Origin of the sequence: Salinivibrio sp. YCSC6 (genome assembly GCF_004916735.1) — a bacterium.
Lineage (GTDB): Bacteria > Pseudomonadota > Gammaproteobacteria > Enterobacterales > Vibrionaceae > Salinivibrio > Salinivibrio proteolyticus.
Genome location: NZ_CP039517.1, coordinates 558474 through 581630 on the forward strand (window position 1 = coordinate 558474; position 23157 = coordinate 581630).

At 51.1% G+C, this 23157-nt stretch carries 8 protein-coding genes; 1 reads left to right on the plus strand and 7 read right to left on the minus strand.

What is annotated here, in order from left to right; translation table 11 throughout:
* Positions 1 to 42 precede the first annotated feature (42 nt).
* The 5 genes from E8E00_RS17405 to E8E00_RS16385 all read right to left on the minus strand — a co-directional run bounded on the left by E8E00_RS17405 (position 43) and on the right by E8E00_RS16385 (position 18779).
* Entirely contained in the window at positions 43 to 14064 is a 14022-nt protein-coding gene (locus E8E00_RS17405) for an S-layer family protein (RefSeq protein WP_096631820.1), read from the minus strand.
* Between the two features lie 255 nt (positions 14065 to 14319).
* Positions 14320 to 16191 (minus strand): PhoX family phosphatase, encoded by a 1872-nt coding sequence (locus E8E00_RS16370; protein WP_205907448.1) that lies wholly within the window; start codon positions 16189 to 16191, stop codon positions 14320 to 14322.
* A gap of 226 nt (positions 16192 to 16417) precedes the next feature.
* Positions 16418 to 17269, minus strand: a complete 852-nt coding sequence (locus E8E00_RS16375) for an Mbeg1-like protein (RefSeq protein WP_096631818.1) — start codon at positions 17267 to 17269, stop codon at positions 16418 to 16420.
* A gap of 127 nt (positions 17270 to 17396) precedes the next feature.
* The gene (locus E8E00_RS16380) at positions 17397 to 17900 is read right to left on the minus strand and encodes a hypothetical protein (protein WP_069589796.1); all 504 of its coding nucleotides are present in this window, start codon (positions 17898 to 17900) and stop codon (positions 17397 to 17399) included.
* A gap of 144 nt (positions 17901 to 18044) precedes the next feature.
* Entirely contained in the window at positions 18045 to 18779 is a 735-nt protein-coding gene (locus E8E00_RS16385) for an ABC transporter substrate-binding protein (RefSeq protein WP_096631816.1), read from the minus strand.
* A gap of 452 nt (positions 18780 to 19231) precedes the next feature.
* On the opposite strand from E8E00_RS16385, the gene E8E00_RS16390 reads away from it, so the two are divergent.
* Positions 19232 to 19897, plus strand: coding sequence for a TetR/AcrR family transcriptional regulator (locus E8E00_RS16390; RefSeq protein WP_077481052.1), 666 nt, complete (start codon positions 19232 to 19234; stop codon positions 19895 to 19897).
* Between the two features lie 33 nt (positions 19898 to 19930).
* On the opposite strand, the gene E8E00_RS16395 is transcribed toward E8E00_RS16390, so the two are convergent.
* Positions 19931 to 20650, minus strand: coding sequence for a YebC/PmpR family DNA-binding transcriptional regulator (locus E8E00_RS16395; protein WP_077641132.1), 720 nt, complete (start codon positions 20648 to 20650; stop codon positions 19931 to 19933).
* A gap of 152 nt (positions 20651 to 20802) precedes the next feature.
* A complete protein-coding gene (locus tag E8E00_RS16400) occupies positions 20803 to 23037 on the minus strand; it encodes a methyl-accepting chemotaxis protein (protein ID WP_096631814.1) in 2235 nt (744 codons plus the stop codon).
* Positions 23038 to 23157: the final 120 nt, after the last annotated feature.

A 23157-nucleotide genomic window follows, 5' to 3' on the forward strand; every position in this document is an offset into this window, starting at 1 on the left:
TGCCGATACCTCAGGGCGAGGTATCGGCGTGTGAGGTGGGTGCTAATCTGTCATCAATTTGCTTTGTTGGATCATGGCATCAATCACTGAAGCGCTGAGCTCCTGGCTACTCAGGCCACTAATATCAATCTCGTAGGCTGCCGCCATATCTGCCACGCTGAGGTTCTCGAACACCACGTGCTGGTCGATTTGATTATCGCCCGCAGAGGCAATGTATAAGGTGGCTTCACCTTGATCGTTGTCCTCAAGGGTTAGATAGTCTTCAAGGCTTGCACCGGCTTGGTCTTCATCAATCAGCAGCTCGGAGAGATCGAGAGTGTCTTTTTGTACATCAAAATCCGTAATGCGATCGACCGCTTCTGCGCCGACAGAGCCTTGGTCACCGTTTAAAAATGCGAAGGTGTCTGACCCAAGCCCACCAGTCAGCGTATCGTCACCTTTACCGCCAACCAGCAAATCATCGCCAAGGCCGCCATCAAGCGTGTCATCGCCGAGATTACCAAGAAGGCTATCATCTCCCGCATTACCAATTAGGGTATCGTCGCCTGTACCGGCGGCGAGAATTTCACTTTGATAGCTGCCTTCTAGTGTTTGGTCATCAATGGCAATAATATCGACCAGTGCACTGTCCACATAACTGCCGTTAGAGGTGGTGTATTCAAATTGATGCTCAGGCTCTGGCAACACCGCGTTTGAGCTATCCAAAGTAAGATAAATCTCGTAGTCCTCAGTCGTATTTAATGTATTGTTGGAAACGATCTCAAAGTAATAAGTGCCTTGTTGACCGGCGGTAAAGCTATTGCTGCCAGTATCTGGATTGAGAGTATCCAGCAGCTGTTGGTTTTGGTCATAAACCCTAACGCTGAGGTCATTCCACCACCGATCATCATCAAAAAGTAAGGTCTCGTTTTGGTAGAGATCCATTTTTGTCATATCACTGTCGGTGCCGTTTTGGACCGTACCTGTCAGAGCTGCGTTGGCACCGAAGTTACCGACATCAATGTGCGCCCATACCTCCTGTGTCATGGTCCCGAACTTACCACGGTCTAGGCTCTGTGCCTGTGCAAACGAGTTGGAGAAATCACCCAATTCGGATTCTGCAATAAACTCGGAATCGTTACCGATTGGATCAAGGAAGGTTTGCGGACTCATTGCACTATCGGGCGTGAAGATGACGTCATCCGTGCCTGCTACCGACCCTTGTACCGCGTTACTGGTGGCTGTAATTGTGCTACCCATCGATGGAATATCGTTATGGGTTAAGGCCAAACCTGGAATGACGATCGGACTACCATCGTGAATATTGGTGATCACTATATCGTGATTGGCATCTAGCCGTGCCTCGTAGTAGAGGTTAATGGCGACATTGACGTTACTGGTATCGCCGTCGTTGTCGGTAAGCGTTAGTGCGATTTGCTCTTGCTCGTTGAGAATATCTCTGTCGACCGCCACGCGATAGTCGTATTCGCCGGTATCAAAGTTGATGGTGAGGATACCACCTTTTTCGGTTTCAAAGGTCTGCTGTGCGCTGTCAGTCGCCGGATCATAGTTGTACGTTTGTCCATCTAGGGTGAGCGCGGAGATATAACCACCGTCAGCCCCGAATAAGGAAACAGTATTGCCGTCATCATCCATCAGCACGAGGCCGCCTGACACTTGTCCACTTTCAATGGTTTGTAGCAGCGAGTAGGCGAGTTCATTTTCATCGGTGACCAGCAATACGTTGTCACTGGTACTTCCCGAACTACTTGCCGCGATGGGAGTTAGTGGCGATGTTGTAATACCGTCTCCAACCCCGACACTGAAGGACTCGTCAATACCTTGCGTACTCACATAGTTTTGCCATGCGTTTTGCAGGTTGCTGTTGTTTTCAAAGTCATCATTGGGCATCCCATCCGAGATAAAATAAGAGATGGTTTTATCCGCAGTCAGCCCTGAGGTATCGACAGTATTGATGATCTCGTTAAGCGCGTTATCGTATCGGGTTGCGCCGCCAGCATATAGGCCTTCAATAGCATCCAACGCGCTGCCGACGTCATTCAGAATCCAGCCCGAAGAGCTCGCCGTATCCGAAAACGAGACAACTTGGATGTTGATATCGCCGAGCTTGTCGTACTCCTCTACCATGGATTTTAGTGCGGCTTTGGTCACTTCCATCCGAGTCGGTGAATCCGGATCGCTCGGATCAACCGGATCGGCCATACTGCCCGAAAGGTCAACAGTAAGAATCAGGTTAAAGGTCGAACTACTCTCTGCCGTGGCGTATAAGGCACTTTCGATGTTGTCTGATGTCGGCGTGTCATCTTGTACATTGACGGTTAATGTCGATGAGCGATACGCGGTAGACGCCGTCGGATCATAGGTGGTGTAGGTGAAGGCTTCGCTCACGTTATCGCCACTGGTGGCATTATTGAGCGTATAGGTATAGTCACCCGCACGATACCCTTGGCTGTTGTTTTCGTTATAAATGGTCAGGGTGCCGCTAGCTGTGGTGAGGGTTAATACACCGTCAATGCCGAAACTCTGCCCATTAACTTGATAGAGGCTAACATTGACGCCAATCCCCGTATCATTATCCAACAGGTTACCTTGGGTAGTGTGACTATTATCGTCGCTCACCAACCCTTGCTCGCTGACTGAAGCGATATCGGCGTTTAACTGGGTGTTGTTGTCATGACCGAGTGTGAGCTGCGCCTGACTAGTATCACCATCGCTGTCGGTGAGGGTATAGGTGAATACCTCATCATCCAAGGTGCTGGCATCGGTCGTCGATGGCACGGATGATTGATACAGGTAGCTGCCGTCAGGTTGGATGGTTAATTGCCCTTGCGATGTGGCAATCACAGTACTGCCGCTAACTGCATAGGTGGTGCCATTAAAGCTAACCGCGGTCACCGTGGCGGTATCCGCCCCAAGGGTATCAGCGCCAGTGCCAGCAGTAATAACGTTACCGCCTGTCGAGGCACCAGAGGCCACACTATCGCTATCATCATGGGCAACAGGTGCAGAGTCACTGACATCAAAGGTCACGGTTGTCCACTCGCTATTCTCGCTACTTTGGTAGGAGAAGCTGTCATAGACTTGACCGCCGCCTGCATGATTCACCGCCGGTGCAGTATAGGTAAAACTGCCATCGGCATTGACGGTCACACTGCCGCCCAATGCGGTAGTGATAGTGGCAGGGCCGATTACAATTTCACTGTTACCATTTTCTCCTTGGCTAGCATTGGTGGCAACACGGGTGACAGTGGCCTGTGTGTCTGTATCGTTGCTAATCAATCCGTCGACACTGGCAATGCTGCTGGTTTGCCCTTCGGTCAGCGCAAAGCTGTCATTTTCTAAATTCAACGTCACGGTGGTTGATGCCTGATCCGTGCCGTCGGTACTGATAGCGGTAATCGATAGCGTAATGCCAGTAATATCGGCAGGAGAGGCAAGATTAAGGCCACTCAGTTGCGCGTCCGTGAGCAGCCAATCGCCGCTGCTTGCCTCTTTTGTTCCTGCTGATAATACTGCATCATCCGGTAAGCCGCCGATTCGATAGGTGAGTGTTTCACCCGTTTCATTAGATGTGCCGGAGATTGTTAAGGGCGAAAGAATGGCTCGAGACCCGCCCGCTCCGGGATCAGTGGCGGAGATTTGTCCAGCGCTGTCGATATAAGTCAGTGATTGATCGCCACGGCTGACTGTGAGGGTAGGCGCAGTAGCGACCCCTTCGATGTTGAAGATGACATCATGGGTCAGGCTCGCATTTTGGGTATCGGTGGCACGAAAGCTCACCGTCTCTGTACCACTCCAATCAGCGACCGATGAAATGGTTGCGATACCATTCGCATCAATAGAAACAGAGACCCCACTAGGTACATTCGCTACATCAAAGCTTAACGTGTCATTGCTGTCGACGTCCGAAAATACTGTATTTAGATCAATGGTATAGCTAACAAAATCCTCTTGCAGAGTTTGTGTTGAAACGGCTTGAGTCAATATGGGGGCGTCATTGGTACCGGTAATGGTGATCGTGATCGCTTGCTCGACACCATTAGATACAGCTACGGTGATTACATCTGTTATCGATTGTCCATTATCGAGATGTTGTACCGCAGCCTGGTCTAGCGTATAGGTCCATGTATTGTCACCATTGAGCACCAGTTGGCCGTAATCGCCATCATCAACCACACTCAGAAAGTTACTATTACCCGCATTGTTGACTTGAATAGTCCCAGTGGCTGTAACGGGAGAATCGCCAACATCGCCTTCAGTGACAGAGCCTGTAAAGGTACCGGTTATTGAGGGGTGTGCCTCTGCTGTGCCTGTAATCGTAATTGTAATTGTTTGTTGAGAATTATCACTGGCTGTGACTGTAATCTCGTCTGTGACGACTTCAGCGGCAGCAAGGCTTTGAACCGTTGTTTGATCCAGCGTATACGTCCACTGCCCATTCACCAACTCAAGTTCACCGTAATCCCCGGATATCACAGTATCTGGGAAGGATGGAGTATCACTACCATCAGCATCCGTAATGGTTAGCGAGCCAGATGCGGTGACTGGATCATCACCGACATCGCCCTCTACGACAGATCCTGTAAAGTCACCAACAATCACCGGTGCATCCTCACTACCGGTAATGGTGATGACAATAGCTTGCTCAGTGCCATCAGAGGCCGTCAGGGTAATAGTGTCGGTGACCTGATCGCCAGCATCTAAATTCTGCACCGCAGACTGATCGAGGGTGTAGGTCCATTTCTCACCGACCAGTTCCAGCGAACCGTAAGTGCCGGTCTCTATGGTATCGGTAAAGGCCGGGGTATCGTCGCCGTCGATATCACTGATCGCAAGGGTACCGCTTGCAGTTACTGCCGTGTCACCAACGTTACCTTCGGTCACCGAACCAATAAACTCACCGGTGACTTCAGGTAGGTCCTCGCTACCGGTAATGGTGATAACAATATCTTGCGGTGTACCATCAGAGGCCGTCAGGGTAATGGTGTCGGTGACCTGATCGCCAGCATCCAAGTTCTGCACGCTGGCTTGATCGAGGGTGTAAGTCCAATTGCCGTTGACCAATTCCAACGAACCATAGGTACCTGTCTCAGTGGTATCCGCAAAGGTTGGACTATCGCCGCCGTCGACATCGCTGATCGCAAGGGTACCGCTTGCAGTTACCGCCGTGTCACCAACGTTACCTTCGGTGACCGAACCCACAAACTCACCACTGACTACAGGGTCGTCATCTGTCCCGGTAATGGTGATGACAATGGCTTGCTGGGTGCCATCAGAGGCGGTGAGGGTAATGGTGTCGGTAACCTGATCGCCAGCATCCAAGTTCTGCACGCTGGCTTGATCGAGGGTGTAAGTCCAATTGCCGTTGACCAATTCCAACGAACCATAGGTACCTGTCTCAGTGGTATCCGCAAAGGTTGGACTATCGCCGCCGTCGACATCGCTGATCGCAAGGGTACCGCTTGCAGTTACCGCCGTGTCACCAACGTTACCTTCGGTCACGGAACCGACAAACTCACCGGTGACTTCAGGTAGGTCCTCGCTACCGGTAATGGTGATAACAATATCTTGCGGTGTACCATCAGAGGCGGTGAGGGTAATGGTGTCGGTAACCTGATCGCCGGCATCCAAGTTCTGCACCGCAGACTGATCGAGGGTGTAAGTCCAATTGCCGTTGACCAATTCCAACGAACCATAGGTGCCTGTCTCAGTGGTGTCCGCAAAGGTCGGTACATCGTCACCGTCGACATCGCTGATCGCCATGGTGCCCGTTGCGGTGACAGGCGCATCGCCTTCATTACCTTCGGTCACGGAACCCACAAACTCACCACTGACTACAGGGTCGTCATCCGTCCCGGTAATGGTGATGACAATATCTTGTTGCGTGTTATCGCTTGCTGTGAGGGTAATGGTGTCGGTGACCTGATCGCCGGCATCTAAATTCTGCACCGCAGACTGATCAAGCGTATAGGTCCAATTGCCGTTGACCAATTCCAACGAACCATAGGTGCCCGCTTCAGTGGTGTCCGCAAAGGTTGGACTATCGTCGCCGTCGACATCGCTGATCGCAATGGTGCCTGTGGCAGTGACAGGTGCATCGCCTTCATTGCCCTCAGTGACGGAACCCACAAACTCACCACTGACTTCAGGCGCATCTTCGCTACCAGTAATGGTGATCACAATGGCTTGCTGGGTGCCATCAGAGGCAGTCAAAGTGATGGTATCGGTAACCTGATCGCCGGCATCCAAGTTTTGAACGCTGGCTTGATTAAGTGTGTAAGTCCAATTGCCATCGACCAGCTCTAGCGAACCATAAGTGCCGGACGCAGTGGTATTGGCAAAGGTTGGATTATCGTCGCCATCGACATCATTGATCGCAATGGTGCCCGTGGCAGTGACAGGCGCATCGCCTTCGTTACCTTCGGTGACAGAACCCACAAACTCACCGGTGACTTCGGGCGCATCATTGCTACCGGTAATAGTGATGACAATATCTTGCAGGGTGCCATCAGAGGCGGTGAGGGTGATGGTATCGGTAACTTGATCGCCGGCGTCTAAATTCTGTACCGCAGACTGATCGAGGGTGTAGGTCCAATTGCCGTTGACCAATTCCAACGAACCATAGGTACCTGTCTCAGTGGTATCCGCAAAGGTTGGACTATCGCCGCCGTCGACATCACTGATCGCAAGGGTACCGGTGGCAGTGACAGGGGCATCACCGACATTACCTTCGGTCACGGAACCGACAAACTCACCGGTGACTTCAGGTAGGTCCTCGCTACCGGTAATGGTGATCACAATATCTTGCAGGGTGCCATCAGAGGCGGTGAGGGTGATGGTATCGGTAACCTGATCGCCGGCATCCAAATTCTGCACCGCAGACTGATCGAGGGTGTAAGTCCAATTGCCGTTCACCAATTCCAGCAAACCATAGGTGCCTGTCTCAGTGGTGTCCGCAAAGGTCGGTGCATCGTCGCCATCTACATCACTGATCGCAATGGTGCCGGTGGCAGTGACAGGCGCATCACCTACGTTACCTTCGGTGACCGAACCCACAAACTCACCACTGACTTCAGGCGCATCCTCGCTACCAGTAATGGTGATCACAATGGTTTGTTGGGTGTTATCGCTTGCTGTGAGGGTAATGGTATCCGTCACTTGATTGCCAGCGTCCAAGTTCTGCACGCTGGCTTGATCGAGGGTGTAGGTCCAGCTGCCATCGACCAATTCCAGCGAACCATAGGTGCCAGACGCTGTGGTATCGGCAAAGGTGGGCGTATCGTCGCCATCCACATCACTGATCGCAATGGTGCCGGTGGCAGTGACAGGGGCATCACCGACATTACCTTCGGTGATGGAACCGATAAACTCACCGGTGACTTCAGGTAGGTCCTCGCTACCGGTAATGGTAATGACAATATCTTGTTGCGTGTTATCGCTTGCAGTCAGGGTAATGGTATCGGTGACTTGATCGCCAGCGTCCAAGTTCTGCACCGCAGACTGATCGAGCGTATACGTCCAATCACCATCGACCAGCTCGAGTGAACCATAAGTGCCAGACGCTATAGTATTGGCGAAGGTTGGATTATCGCCATCGTCGACATCACTGATCGCAATGGTGCCTGTGGCAGTCACGGCCGCATCACCTACGTTACCTTCGGTCACGGAACCGACAAACTCACCACTGACTTCTGGGGCATCCTCGCTACCAGTAATCGTGATAACAATAGCTTGTTCAGTGCCATCAGAGGCAGTGAGGGTAATGGTGTCGGTAACCTGATCGCCGGCATCTAAATTCTGCACCGCAGACTGATCGAGCGTATACGTCCAATCACCATCGACCAGCTCGAGTGAACCATAAGTGCCAGACGCTGTAGTATTGGCGAAGGTTGGATTATCGTCACTATCGATATCACTGATCGCAATGGTGCCGGTGGCGGTGACAGGGGCATCGCCTTCATTGCCTTCGGTCACGGAACCAACAAACTCACCGGTGACTTCAGGGTCGTCATCCGTCCCGGTAATGGTGATGACAATATCTTGCGGTGTACCATCAGAGGCGGTGAGGGTGATGGTATCGGTAACCTGATCGCCAGCATCTAAATCCTGCATGCTGGTTTGGTTGAGGGTGTAAGTCCAGTTGCCGTTCACCAGCTCTAACGAACCATAGGTACCGGTTACTGTGGTATTGGCAAAGGTGGGTGCATCGTCGCCATCAACATCACTGATCGCAATGTTGCCCGTCGCGGTGACAGGCGCATCGCCTACGTTACCTTCGGTGACCGAACCAATAAACTCACCACTGACTACAGGGTCGTCATCCGTCCCGGTAATGGTGATGACAATATCTTGTTGCGTGTTATCGCTTGCTGTGAGGGTAATGGTGTCGGTGACCTGATCGCCGGCATCTAAATTCTGCACCGCAGACTGATCGAGCGTATACGTCCAGCTGCCATCGACCAGCTCGAGTGAACCATAAGTGCCAGACGCTGTAGTATTGGCAAAGGCCGGGGTATCGTCCCCGTCGACATCATTGATCGCAAGGGTGCCACTTGCAGTGACCGCAGCATCGCCCACATTGCCTTCGGTCACAGAACCGACAAACTCACCGGTGACTACAGGGTCGTCATCCGTCCCGGTAATGGTGATGACAATATCTTGTTGCGTGTTATCGCTTGCTGTGAGGGTAATGGTGTCGGTGACCTGATCGCCAGCATCCAAATTCTGCACGCTGGCTTGATCGAGGGTGTAAGTCCAATTGCCGTTCACCAGTGCGAGCGAACCATAGGTGCCTGTCTCAGTGGTGTCCGCAAAGGTGGGTGTATCGTCGCCGTCGACATCACTGATCGTAATGGTGCCGGTGGCAGTGACAGGCGCATCGCCTTCATTACCTTCGGTCACGGAACCCACAAACTCACCGGTGACTACAGGCGCATCCTCGCTACCAGTAATAGTGATAACAATAGCTTGCTGTGTGCCATCAGAGGCAGTCAGAGTGATGGTATCGGTGACCTGATCGCCAGCATCTAAATGCTGCACCGCAGATTGATCAAGCGTATACGTCCAGTTGCCATCGACCAGCTCGAGCGAACCATAAGTGCCGGTTGCTGTGGTATCCGCAAAGGTGGGTGTATCGTCGCCATCAACATCACTGATCGCAATCGTGCCCGTGGCAGTCACGGGCGCATCACCTTCATTACCTTCGGTCACAGAACCCACAAACTCACCGGCAACTTCAGGGTCGTCATCCGTCCCGGTAATGGTGATAACAATAGCTTGTTCGGTGCCATCAGAGGCAGTGAGGGTGATAGTATCGGTAACCTGATCGCCAGCATCTAAATTCTGCACGCTGGCTTGATTAAGCGTATACGTCCAGCTGCCATCGACCAGCTCTAGCGAACCATAAGTGCCTGTTTCTGTGGTATTGGCGAAGGTGGGCGTATCGTCGCCATCCACATCACTGATCGCTAGGGTGCCCGTGGCAGTCACGGCCGCATCACCTACGTCACCTTCGGTCACGGAACCGACAAAGCTACCGGTCACTTCTGGGGCATCCTCGCTACCAGTAATAGTGATGACAATGGCTTGCTCTGTGCCATCAGAGGCAGTCAGAGTGATGGTATCGGTGACCTGATCGCCAGCATCTAAATTCTGCACCGCAGATTGATCGAGCGTATACGTCCAATCACCGTCTACTAGCTCGAGCGAACCATAGGTGCCGGACGCAGTGGTATTGGCGAAGGTTGGATTATCGCCATCGTCGACATCACTGATCGCAATGGTGCCCGTGGCAGTCACGGGCGCATCACCAACGTTACCTTCGGTCACGGAACCGACAAACTCACCGGTGACTTCAGGCGCATCTTCGCTACCAGTAATAGTGATCACAATGGTTTGTTGGGTGTTATCGCTTGCTGTGAGGGTAATGGTATCCGTCACTTGATTGCCAGCGTCCAAGTTCTGCACCGCAGACTGATCAAGCGTATAGGTCCAGCTGCCATTCACCAGCTCCAGCGAACCATAAGTACCAGTTTCAGTGGTATTGGCGAAGGTGGGCGTATCGTCGCCATCCACATCACTGATCGCTAGGGTGCCCGTGGCAGTCACGGCCGCATCACCTACGTCACCTTCGGTCACTGAACCCACAAAGCTACCGGTGACTTCAGGGGCATCACCAGTACCGGTAATGGTGATGACAATATCTTGTTGGGTGTCATCAGAGGCAGTCAGGGTAATGGTGTCGGTGACCTGATCGCCAGCATCCAAATTCTGCACGCTGGCTTGATCGAGGGTGTAAGTCCAATTGCCGTTCACCAGTTCGAGCGAACCATAAGTGCCAGACGCTGTGGTATTGGCAAAGCTCGGAGCATCGTCACCATCAACATCACTGATCGCAATGGTGCCGGTGGCAGTGACGGGCGCATCACCAACGTTACCTTCGGTCACGGAACCGACAAACTCACCGGTGACTTCAGGCGCATCCTCGCTACCGGTAATCGTGATAACAATAGCTTGCTCGGTGCCATCAGAGGCGGTGAGGGTGATGGTATCGGTGATCTGATCGCCGGCATCCAAATTCTGCACGCTGGCTTGATCGAGGGTGTAGGTCCAATTGCCGTTCACCAGCTCGAGCGAGCCATAAGTGCCAGACGCTGTGGTATTGGCAAAGCTCGGAGCATCGTCACCATCAACATCAACATCACTGATCGCAATGGTGCCCGTTGCGGTGACAGGCGCATCGCCTTCATTGCCCTCTGTGACGGAACCCACAAACTCACCACTGACTTCAGGCGCATCCTCGCTACCGGTAATGGTGATAACAATAGCTTGTTCGGTGCCATCAGAGGCAGTGAGGGTGATGGTGTCGGTAACCTGATCGCCAGCGTCTAAATCCTGCACGCTGTTCTGATCAAGGGTGTAAGTCCAATCGCCATCGACCAATTCCAGCGAACCATAGGTACCTGTCTCAGTGGTGTCCGCAAAGGTGGGTGTATCGTCGCCATCAACATCACTGATCGCAATCGTGCCCGTGGCAGTCACGGGCGCATCACCTTCATTACCTTCGGTGACCGAACCAACAAACTCACCGGTTACTTCCGGCGTATCCTCGCTACCGGTAATCGTGATGACAATATCTTGTTGGGTGTTATCGCTTGCGGTGAGGGTGATGGTATCCGTCACTTGATCGCCAGCGTCCAAGTTCTGCACCGCAGACTGATCCAGCGTATACGTCCAATCACCATCGACCAGCTCGAGCGAACCATAAGTGCCAGACGCTGTGGTATCGGCAAAGGTCGGACTATCGCCGCCGTCGATATCACTGATCGCAATGGTGCCCGTGGCAGTCACGGCCGCATCGCCCACGTTACCTTCGGTCACGGAACCAACAAACTCACCGGTGACTTCTGGCGCATCCTCGCTACCAGTAATGGTGATCACAATGGTTTGTTGGGTGTTATCGCTTGCGGTCAGGGTAATGGTATCCGTCACTTGATCGCCGGCATCCAAATTCTGCACCGCAGACTGATCGAGGGTGTAGGTCCAGCTGCCATCGACCAGCTCGAGTGAACCATAAGTGCCAGACGCTGTGGTATTGGCAAAGCTCGGAGCATCGTCACCATCAACATCACTGATCGCAATGGTGCCGGTGGCAGTGACGGGCGCATCACCAACGTTACCTTCGGTCACGGAACCGACAAACTCACCGGTGACTTCAGGCGCATCCTCGCTACCGGTAATCGTGATAACAATAGCTTGCTCGGTGCCATCAGAGGCGGTGAGGGTGATGGTATCGGTGATCTGATCACCGGCATCCAAATTCTGCACGGCAGACTGATCGAGGGTATAGGTCCAGTTCTCACCGACCAGTTCCAGCGAACCATAAGTGCCGGACGCTGTGGTATCGGTAAAGGTTGGATTATCGCCATCGTCGACATCACTGATCGCAATCGTGCCCGTGGCAGTGATGGGCGCATCGCCCACGTTACCTTCGGTCACTGAACCCACAAAGCTACCGGTGACTTCAGGGGCATCACCAGTACCGGTAATGGTGATGACAATATCTTGTTGGGTGTCATCAGAGGCAGTCAGGGTAATGGTGTCGGTGACCTGAGCGCCGGCATCTAAATTCTGCACGCTGGCTTGATCGAGGGTGTAGGTCCAATTGCCGTTCACCAGCTCGAGCGAGCCATAAGTGCCAGACGCTGTGGTATTGGCAAAGCTCGGAGCATCGTCACCATCAACATCACTGATCGCAATGGTGCCCGTTGCGGTGACAGGCGCATCGCCTTCATTGCCCTCTGTGACGGAACCCACAAACTCACCACTGACTTCAGGCGCATCCTCGCTACCGGTAATGGTGATAACAATATCTTGTTGGGTGTCATCAGAGGCAGTCAGGGTAATGGTGTCGGTGACCTGATCGCCGGCATCCAAGCCTTGGATAACGTTACTGTTATTGTCTAGCGTATAAGTCCAGGTGCCATTCACTAGTGATAACTCACCATACTGACCCGACACATTGCCATCGGAAAAGCTTGGCGCATTGTTGCCATCTGCATCCGAAATACTGAGAGATCCTGTCGCTTCTAAAATGCTGTCTTCGACCACATCGCCAAGGGTTTGGCCGCTAATTACAGGATCATCATTTGTACCTGTGATAGTTATCGCGATCACTTGGCTGCTGCCGTCTGATGCGGTCACAGTGAAGTTATCCGAAACCGCATCACCCTCGCTAAGATATTGCACTGCATCGCTGTCTGCGGTGTAGGTCCAGTTGCCATCGGTGAAGACGAGCTCACCATACTGGCCGGATTGCGTGCTATCGATCCATGTTGGGTTATCGTCGGAGTCGGAAATTGACAAGGTTCCGGAAACCGAGTCTCTGGCTATCAAACTTCCGTCAGAGCCATCGATTTCTCCCTCCGAGAGGGTGCCTGAGGTATCACCTGTGATGGATGCGGGATCGTCAATACGTTCCACTGCTGAGGTGAAGGTTTGAGAGGTGCTCGTTTCGCCGTCTGAGGCGGTGATTGTGAATGTCAGCGAGGCGATATCTAGCGCATCGTTATTGATTGCATCTACGCCTGCCTGAGTGAGAACGACATTATTGCCCTGTAATTTGACATAGTTTTGTCCGCCATCAGTCAACGACAAAGTGAGGGCATCACCTTCTATATCCGTCGCCGTCACGGTGCCGACGCTATCGCCAGCCGCGACCGCATCCTCGGTGACCGTCGTCGCTGAAAATTGCAGTGTGGGCGCATCGTTGACGGGATTCACGGTGACCGTGATATCGGACGGCGTTTCTGCTTGGCCATCAGAAACAATGACGGTGAGATCAAGGTCACCATTGAAATTGGGCGGTGGTGTGATAACGATATTGCCAGACGCATCTTCGTCGATTTCGACATCTGGATTACCACTGGTGATGGAAACAATAGTGAGAGTGTCACCATCTGGATCGTTGATTTGCTGCAGTATTTGATTGGGCGTCAGCACTAATGGCTGATCTTCATCGGTGCTAAAGGTCAGCGACTCGGCACTCGGCGCTTCATTGGCCTCTGCGGCGGGGAATACTGCATCTGCGCTTGCCAATCTTAACGCCGTTAAAGCAAATAGCTGTTCGTCGGTTATGCCTCCATCGGGGCTGGTAATGCCCTCAGTTTGGAAACCCGCAATGATTTCACCAATACGGCCGTTCGCTTCAATAATCGCCATAGCCGTGATGGCAGACCCTGAGGCCGCTGCACCGGCTGCGGTCGCAGCATCCTCAATCGCATTGGGATCTTCACCCCGTTGGATGGCCTCGATGATTTCAAGCACATCCTCAGGTAAATCTTGTACCAGTGTATCGTCTTCACCTTCGCCGACAAGTAAGGCAGATAAGGCGAGGTTGGCATCGACACCATTCTCAAGGCGCACAGAGGCGGGCTCGTTGCCTACCGCGGTGACGAGCTCTCCCGTCGAAACCGTTTGATTGGCCTCAATTTGACGCACTTGGCCGTCAGGCTGAACGGCAGCAACCGTTCCTTGTGTCTCGGTGACTTGTGTCTCTGTCGCCATGCTGTCGGCTCCTTCGGTAACTGCATTCTGCCAACGTGTTGTTTTTGAATGAGTTACATTCTTTTATCAACCTGTTAGGTGCAGTTTGGCGCATTATCGATACATATACCCTCTGTAAATATAGTTGATAGTTTGCAGATAAGTGCAAAATTTGCGTGTCTGTCATCGTCGCGCAAAGTAAAAAGCCCTTGTCAGGACAAGGGCTGAATAGCGTTGTTTAAATCGCGCCAGTACGGATATTTCGTGGCGGGGCTGTTAGGTCCCGATCACGCCACCATCGTCTTTGGTGATCATGATGACTGAAGAGCGAGGAATGGCATCACCACCAGTGGGGAAGTGAGCGCCTGGATGTTGCACGCCCACAAACATAGTGCGTGAGTCAGGGGTAAAGGTTAGTCCCGTGATCTCACACGATGTTGGCCCGGTGAGGAAGCGGCGAATTTCCCCTGTTTGCGTGTCGGCACACAGCATTTGGTTATTGCCCATACCCGCAAAGTCTCCTTCGTTGGAGTAATCACCGTCGGTTTGGATCCAAAGGCGACCGGCACGATCAAAGCCGATACCATCCGGGCTGTTAAACATGTTGTCTTTGTTGATGTTATCGGTACCCGCCATTAACCCAGATTGCTTCTCAGGGTGGCCGGCCATCACGAAGATATCCCACTCAAAGGTAGGCTGAGTATGATCGCCTTGGGTCGGTGCCCAACGAATAATATGGCCATACGGGTTTTTGGTACGTGGATTGGCCGCGTTTAATGGTTGGCTGTCTTTCACGCCACGGTACTTATTATTGGTGAGGGTGCAAAAAACATGCTTGTTGTCGGCGTGCACGGCGACCCACTCAGGACGATCCATGGTGGTTGCACCCACTTGCGTCGCGGCTTCGCGGGCAAAAATGAGCACACTGGCTTGGTCGGGAAAGCCATTTTCTGGGGTTAGGCCATTTTTACCAAAGGTGAGCTCTAACCATTCTCCTTGACCTTTTAGCTCATCGTCGCTGCCAGTAAATTTCGCGACATATAAGGTGCCGTTTTCGAGCAAATCGCGATTAGCGCTACCTTTACTCGGATCGTATTTTCCGTCAGAGACAAATTTATACAGGTGCTCGCCACGTTCATCATCGCCCATATATACCACGACATGGCCATCATCATTGACCGTGAGAGCGGCATTTTCGTGCTTAAAGCGGCCCAGTGCACTGCGCTTTTTCGGGGTTGAGTTGGGATCCATAGGATCAATTTCGACCACCCAGCCAAAACGATGGGGCTCATTGGGGTGTTTGGCGACATCAAAGCGCTCGTCGTGTTTGTACCAGTCGTATCCCCAATCGGTATCGCTGATGCCATAGCGCTGATAGGTTTTACCCAAGGTCACGGTTTTTTCGCTGGCAAAATAGCCGTTAAAGTTTTCCTCGCAGGTGAGATAGGTTCCCCAAGGCGTTTCTCCGTTGGCACAATTATTAAAGGTGCCGAGGATCTTTTTACCCGAGGGATCAGCCGCGGTTTTAAGCAGCGAATGACCGGCGGCTGGGCCTGTCATTGCCATCTCCGTATACGCGGTAATACGACGGTTTAAGCGCCCTTGCGGGTTCACCGTCCAGCGGCCATCAACTTTTTTTAGCTCAACCAAAGAGACGCCGTGTGCTGCTTGTGATTTACGCGAATCATCGGCTGAGATGTTTTTACCACCGTGCGTAAACAGAAACTCATCGTTGATGTACTCGTTATTGACGGCGAGTAAGGCGCGATCATTGGCGAGAGGGAAAAATGTCATGCCATCATTATTGTCACCAAACTGTTGTGCTTGGGTGCTGGCATCGTTTTGCTGCGAAAAGGCGGGGGCATTGGCAAAGATAGGATCGCCCCATGATACCAGTACCTCCGCTTTGTATCCTTCGGGCACAGTGACGGTGTCAGCCGTCGAGGTTGGGATGGCTTTAAAACCGAGTAATTCACTTTTACTCAAGCTGCCAGCCACAGCCTTTGCAACCGGGTTAGCGGCGAAAAAAGCTACGGTACTTGCCGCGCCTGCGCCTTGTAAAAAGCGGCGACGGCTCACGGCGGCGTCAATAAAACGGTTGAATTCGGGTTCTGCATCCAGCGGACGCTGATCAATATGCTTGCTCACGACATGACTTCCTTTCTGTTCGTTATCGTATTTATGGGTTTAGTGATAGCGAGGCTCTGCACCACCGGGCGCAAAGTTGGTCGAGAGTCTGGCGAGTCAATATGAAACCGCGGTGACTGTTGGGTGACAGTCTTGGGACACGAAAGTGGGCCGTTAACTCGATCACAGATTGGTTTGGATAAACGGTATTTAGTGACGGCGTCACGTTTTGACTATCATGAAACGATCAGTGTTGGTCAAAATAGTCTTTGCGTCGGATATATTTGTCCATGTAGTGATAAGCAATCGGACGGGTTAGCCAGCTGAACAAGACGCGTAGTACACGAACGACGGAAGGTGTGTCGGTGTAGATCTTGTTCTCATGTAGCCAAAGTAGCCGTCCGACATGCCAATACAGCATGGGAATACCGGGTAAAAATGTAATGATGTCGACATCACAACAAATACGGTAGGTTTTGGTGTGAAAAGGATAATATCGCTTAAAACGCCACATACCGGCAGCCGGTTGGCCAAAAGTGACAATGCGCTTGATTGCCCGTCCCATTGAGGGATAAAGCATTGCGGCGGCAATGACGGCCATTGCGCCTCCTGATGAATGGCCAATAAAGGAGACCTTTTTGTTGGCTTTGAGCAGTGGCGTGAGTGCTGCCTCTAGCTTATCCAGCACTGTGTTTCCTGCCAGTGAGCAGGTGTCGGCCGCTTGCGCTACATCCGCATACTGGCTTGTGGTCATGGATTGATAGCGGCGCTTGTGCTGTTGCCAGGGTAAGCTTTTTTGAGTAAGGAGATAATGAAATCCCCAGTGCACAAAGCACCTAACATTACCTATTCGTATTTGCTTAGGTCCACACGCGCAATTAACCAGCCAGTCCCACGCGGTTTGTGAGCCGCGAAATACCACCACCACATCGTCATCATCGCGCCAGAGCACGCGAATAATGCACCGTCCCCAGCGATCATAGATATCCCGTCGTCCGTTTGGGCTAAATCCATAATGGGTATGATCAAAATAGCTCGGATAGGACGCGCGGCATAAAATGGCATAACGCTCGTATTGATATCGCTTTAATCGTTTCACAGTCGCCCAATTAATTGCCTGTTTGGAACGAGGTTACGCAACTAAGGTGACGAAAAAACGAAACTATCGTAACGAATGAGTGTGAGAGCGTCAGCGTGAACACACTGACGCAAGACGCCGAGTCTAACTAGTCGTAGCTCGCGAGAAATGGCTCTAAATGGGTGTCGTAGGTCAGAGCTTGAATGGGGCCTCGATGCGTGAGGATCCACTCCGCGTTGGTGCAATTGCCAATACCGATAACCACTTGCACGAGTAAACGCAGGTCTTTTAGCCAACGCTGGGTTTGCTCGTGGCTCCAATCGTCACGGTAGTGAGCCATGTGATACTCCACCCACCAGTAAGCGCCTCGAATAAAGGCCTTCATGACGGATTCTGCTGCCAAGATCTGCTCCGCACTGCCCGAAAAATCAAAATCCGGAGAGATAGGGTGGCCTTGTGTAAATGCGACATAGTTGCGGCAGTGCCGAAACAATGCCAATTGTAAGCCTGCCGCAGAATCATAATGGGTTAAAGGCAAGGTTGTTACTGGAAGGTGTTTGACGGATTTACGGAATAGGGCGACAGTACGTTTCCCTGGCATCAAATGCTCAATCGCGTAAAACAGGTCCAGACTAATCAGTTGGTTACTCAAGGGGCTCCTTCGCGATATCTATCCATGTTGTTGGGCACAGTCAGAAAGCTGGTCGCTGTAACAACCAGCATCTTGAAGGATTACGAGTATACAACACCCGAGCGCGAAATGAAGTGGGAATACAGATGGATGGCGATAAACTCGTTACTCGAGTCCGTAGCGGGCTTTTAATGCCTCGACATCCTCTTTGTTATCAACTAAAAACCGATTGAATTCGGCGATCACTTCGGGATACTTGATGGTTGAAAGGTGGCGGGTGCCCTTGCTGTGTGGCAGGGTATCGTCAAACCGTACCGAGCCTTTTTGAAATCCCATTTGCTCTAAGTAAAATTGCGCAACGGCAACGTTTGCGTATCCGCCATCAACGCGACCGCTCACCACTTTCATCAACAGTGAGTCGTATTTGTAACTCTCATCAACCTGAATTTGACCGGCGCTGATCCGAGACTGGTAGGGATAAGGCGTAAACCCTGCCACAACACCTAAATATTTAAGCCGATTAAGAGACTTGCCATAGTTGTCATCAATGACCATGACGCCATCAATATAGTTGACGACAGGCTCGCTGTAGAAAATTTTTGACTTACGCTTGATTTCTGGGCTCCACTTTGGATTATCGGGATATTTAAAATCGACAGCCCCGTCGACAAAGCGGTGATATAAGCGCTTTAAAGGGAGAGGTTTATAGATAAAACGGTAATTTTGGGTTTTGGCAAACATATCGAGCAACTCCCGATTGAAGCCAGAGTAATTACGGTTTGCATAGGAGGAATACGGATAATACTGCGAGAAATTTTGCACGCCAATCACGTAGGTGGGATTCGCACCCACAGGAAGTGTAGCGAGTATTGTCAGTAGTAAACACCATTGCCATTTCATTCGAACGTCACCGACTCATTGCACTATTACTATTGTAGACCTTGGCCCCAGAAGTGTCTGTGGACGGCATCGTATTCGCGTGTATATCAACTTGTTAAATCTGATCAGCAGTCTTAACAATCGATGTGTCGCCACCCAATGCAGATACCATTGCTGTTGTTTAATGCGATCACCGCTCCTTTCCTCATTCTGAAAGTCTTTCCTGTCATCCTGTTATTTAACTACAGGTTAGCTCTGTTGGTGATCAATGTGTGTCATTCCTCTCGCTAATCCGCCTTTTATCTGAGTGTTATGCGTAATGTGTCACCGAATAATGATCGTCTAGAAACGGGCTCGGAGGCTGTTTTTGATCACCTAACTGACTGATCTGTCCTTAATGCCATAACTTTCAACTACTTCCAAATTGCCCACCAAGATCTGTTGAAAAAACATTCGGTTATTGGTCACATTTTATGCAAATAAAATTGAATGAACATTCGGTATGTTTTATTTTTTCAACTAGTCTTTCATTTTTTGATCAAATCACGATGAATAAGAACGAAATTGCTTCTCAGGCGATGCGGCAAAGAATTCTCTCGACGACCTTAGAAATTGTTGGAAATGAGGGGCTTGCAGCATTAACTGCAACAAAGTTAGGTAAGAAGGCGGGGATCAGCAAAGGGGCGCTTTATCATCATTTTGACAATCTAGATGCGGTAAAACACGCTGCGGTAGATGAGCTGATTTCAATGTTTCTCGCGGTGGCAGAGCCCGCGAATTTTGATGATTTTGAGAGTTATCTCGAAGTGACGGGTGATACCTTGTATCTCACCATGAAATGCGAACCTTATGCGATGAAAGCCATGTACAGTTTCACCGCGCAAGCGTTATTTGACGATCAGTTCAGAGCGTCAATACAGCGCTTTTCTCAGCATGGACTTGCAGAGTACACTCGGGCGATAGATTACTTCTATCAAGGCAAAATTCCTCAGCACCAAATTGATACCGCAATCCGTGTTGTAGATGCCTTTTTTCTAGGGGTTGGCTTGCAAAGCTATTTATTGCAGGGGGAAGATAAGTTCCGGCAAAACTGGGCGTTGTTCTCTCAAATGCTGCTCAAGCAACTTGGTGAGAAATAAGGCGCCTTTTCAAAGGCGCCTTGAGTGAACGGCTTAAACGAGCTCAGCATTGTGATAAACGTTTTGTACGTCATCACAGTCGTTTAGCATATCGAGGAACTTTTCAAAACGTTCAACATCTTCGCCACTGACTTCTGTATTGGTCTGAGGAACAAAGGTAATCTCTTCCAAGTCCAGAGGCGTATCACCAAGGTGATCGCTGAGTGCGTTTTTCACTTTGAAAAACTCTGTATGCGGCGCAAATACGGTGATCACACCATCTTCTGCTTCAATATCGGTCACGTCGACATCTGCCATTACTAGCGCTTCGAGAACGCCTTCTTCATCGTCGCCCGCAAACTGAAATACCGCTTGATGCTCAAACATGTGTGACACGGCGCCCGGTGAGCCAATCTTGGCATCATTCTTTACAAAGCATTGGCGCACGTCCATATAGGTGCGATTGTTGTTATCAGTCAGACAATCGACGATAACGGCACAATTGCCAGGACCAAACCCTTCGTAGCGAGCTACTTCATAGTTTTCGCCGCCACCACCATTGGCTTTATCAATGGCTTTATCGATCACATGGCCAGGTACTTGGTCTTTTTTCGCTTTTTCAATCAAACGGCGTAGTGAAAGGTTGCTGTCTGGGTCACTACCGCCATTTTTGGCGCACACGTAAATCTCTTTACCGTACTTTGAATACACTTTGATTTTTGCGCCCTGGGTTTTGGCCATCGACGCTTTACGAACTTCAAAACTACGTCCCATTCGGAATCTCTCTTGTTACGCTTACGCAGAAATGCGGTGATTCTATCAAGATAGCCATTCTATGTGCTAGCGAATGTTGAGAGTTTGCGCGAGGTCAGGCGATTGTGTGGGAGAAGATAGGTGCTCGGCACATAAGGTGCCGAGCGTGAGCGTTAGGCAAGCTTGCCTTGGCAATGAAATTTACTGGTATGGCCTTTGAGCACTTGGGAAAGGGCACTTAAGTCTTGTGTTGCTTGCGTGATCTGGTCCATGGCTTGACGGTTTTCACCTGTCATGGTGTTAATTTCCTCGAGGTTTTGATTGATCTCTGTCGCGACCAAGGATTGCTCTTCAGAGGCGCTCGCCATCTGCAGTGACATATCGGCGATCTCTTCGACGGCCATCACCGCTTGTTTTAGCGATGCAATACTCGACTCTGCCCGTTCCGAGACATTGCCTGCAGCGTCCGCACTGTCGACCATTGCTTGCGTTGTGTCGCTGGAATCGCGTTGCAAGTTTTCAATCAATTGGGCAATTTCACCCGTCGCGTCTTGTGTACTTTGCGCGAGGGTTCTCACTTCGTCGGCAACCACCGCAAATCCGCGTCCTTGCTCACCCGCACGTGCCGCTTCAATGGCCGCATTAAGCGCGAGTAGGTTCGTTTGATCGGCAATTTGTCCAATGGTTTGTAAAATGCCTGAAATGTCTTCCGCACTGCGGACTAACGAGTCAGATTTGGTGCGCGCACTTTGTAATCGCGCGACTAAGTCACGCATTGAATCGACGGCGAGTGAGACCTGACTGTCACCATCGTGGATCATCTCACGCGCTTTCTCCGCGGCATCGGCCGTGGAAGAGGTACTGGATGAGATTTGATTGGCGGTCGCGGTCATCTGCTCCATCGCTGCCGCAACCTGTTCAGTACGTGCATTTTGCGCTTCGAAGTTGGTCAAGGTTTCAACGGTTGACGCTGACAGTTGTTCGGCCGCTGCGGCTTGTTGGCTGGTAGCGCCGATAATATCACACACCATTGCGGTGAGGTTTTTGGTCATTTCTCGCATTGAGCGATAAACACCAGTCGCGTTCGGATCTTGATTAAAGGAGACGGTGAGATCGCCATCGGCAATGGTTTGCACAATTTTTTCCATTTCTTCAGGTTCACCGCCAATCGGACGAGTAATTTTGCGGGCAAAGATAATGGCGGTTGCAACGATACCCATCACGGCAATCACAAAAATGACCGCGACAGAAAGTTCGAGCGCGTTTAAAGCAGCAAAGGCTTCTTTAACGTCCATTTCTGCAATGATCGCCCAGGTTAGCCCTCCAGCGGTCACCGGTGCATAAGCAGACAAAACGGGATTACCGTTATAATCGCTAATGATATCAATGCCTTTTTCTCCGTTAATTGCACGTTGAACGGCTTGCGTGTTGACGGCACCTTCGGCGGGGTTCATAAACGAAGCAAAGACGGTGCGATGTTCTGGGTCTAAAAATGAGTTGGACCGCATTAATCCGTCGCTACCCACCAAATAGGTTTCACCGGTTTGGCCTAAGCCATCACGCTCGGTCATGATTTCGCTCAATCGGTCAATGGGGAATTGGTACGCTAACACCCCTAGTAACTGATTGTTGCGGTAGACAGGTGACGCCATAAAACCAGCGGGAGCATTGGCGGAAGCAGAATAGGGCGAAAAATCGATAATCACGGCATCGCCATTGCTAAGTTGACGGCCTTGTTTAAAAGCCTCGGCAAGCCCTGAGCGTTGAAAAGGCCCGGTGAGTATCGAGGTGCCAAAGTCGACCTCTTTGGAGACCGAGTAAACCACCGTGCCCCGCTGCGCTTCAATGAGAAAAATGTCGTAATAGCCAAATTTCGCTTGGACGTCTCTTAAAAAGGGGTGGATAGCTTGATGAGCGCGATCGTAAGCGGGCAATTGGCGACTGGTTTGATAATTCCCTTTTTCGCCGACGGGACTGGGGTTATTCACCAAATACGCGTTTTGCAGGGCAATAGTTTGTGGCGAAAGCTGCGAGACAATTTCTTGTGCGTTCGGTAAGGTTGTGTTGCCAGTCGCTTGTAACTTACTGGTTAGGTTCTGCTGATAATAGCGGACTAACGATGATGACGCGGCCGTATCTGAAGAGGCCAAGTTGGTAAAGGCTTGGCTCATGGAAGCCATCGCATCAGCGATAGAAGGGATTTCCGCTGTGGTAATGATTTGCCCTTCTGCGGTTTTAAAGTAGCGCTCCACTGCAGATTTTTTCACCTCTCGCAGTGCTTCTAACTGGTTAAACGTTTGAGTTTCGAGCGAGGATGATGCCGTATTAAGCGACAGCAATGTGATCACCAACGCAGGCACGATGCCCACGCCAAGCAAGCTGACGAGCATTCTATGTTTGAGCTTCATGGCCTTTCACCTCAATGATTAATTAGCCGACTGGATAGGTAAGCCAAATTGGTTGCTTTTTAATCAATGGTAGTTAGTGATTGGAAGGTGTGTCGTAAAAATTAGGCGTTTGTTGTGCTT

Excerpts from the sequence above, each read along its gene's own strand:
- E8E00_RS17405 (WP_096631820.1), bottom strand. The coding sequence starts at position 14,064 with ATGGCGACAGAGACACAAGTCACCGAGACACAAGGAACGGTTGCTGCC.
- E8E00_RS16385 (WP_096631816.1), bottom strand. The coding sequence starts at position 18,779 with ATGAAATGGCAATGGTGTTTACTACTGACAATACTCGCTACACTTCCT.
- E8E00_RS16390 (WP_077481052.1), top strand. The coding sequence starts at position 19,232 with ATGCAAATAAAATTGAATGAACATTCGGTATGTTTTATTTTTTCAACT.
- E8E00_RS16395 (WP_077641132.1), bottom strand. The coding sequence starts at position 20,650 with ATGGGACGTAGTTTTGAAGTTCGTAAAGCGTCGATGGCCAAAACCCAG.
- E8E00_RS16400 (WP_096631814.1), bottom strand. The coding sequence starts at position 23,037 with ATGAAGCTCAAACATAGAATGCTCGTCAGCTTGCTTGGCGTGGGCATC.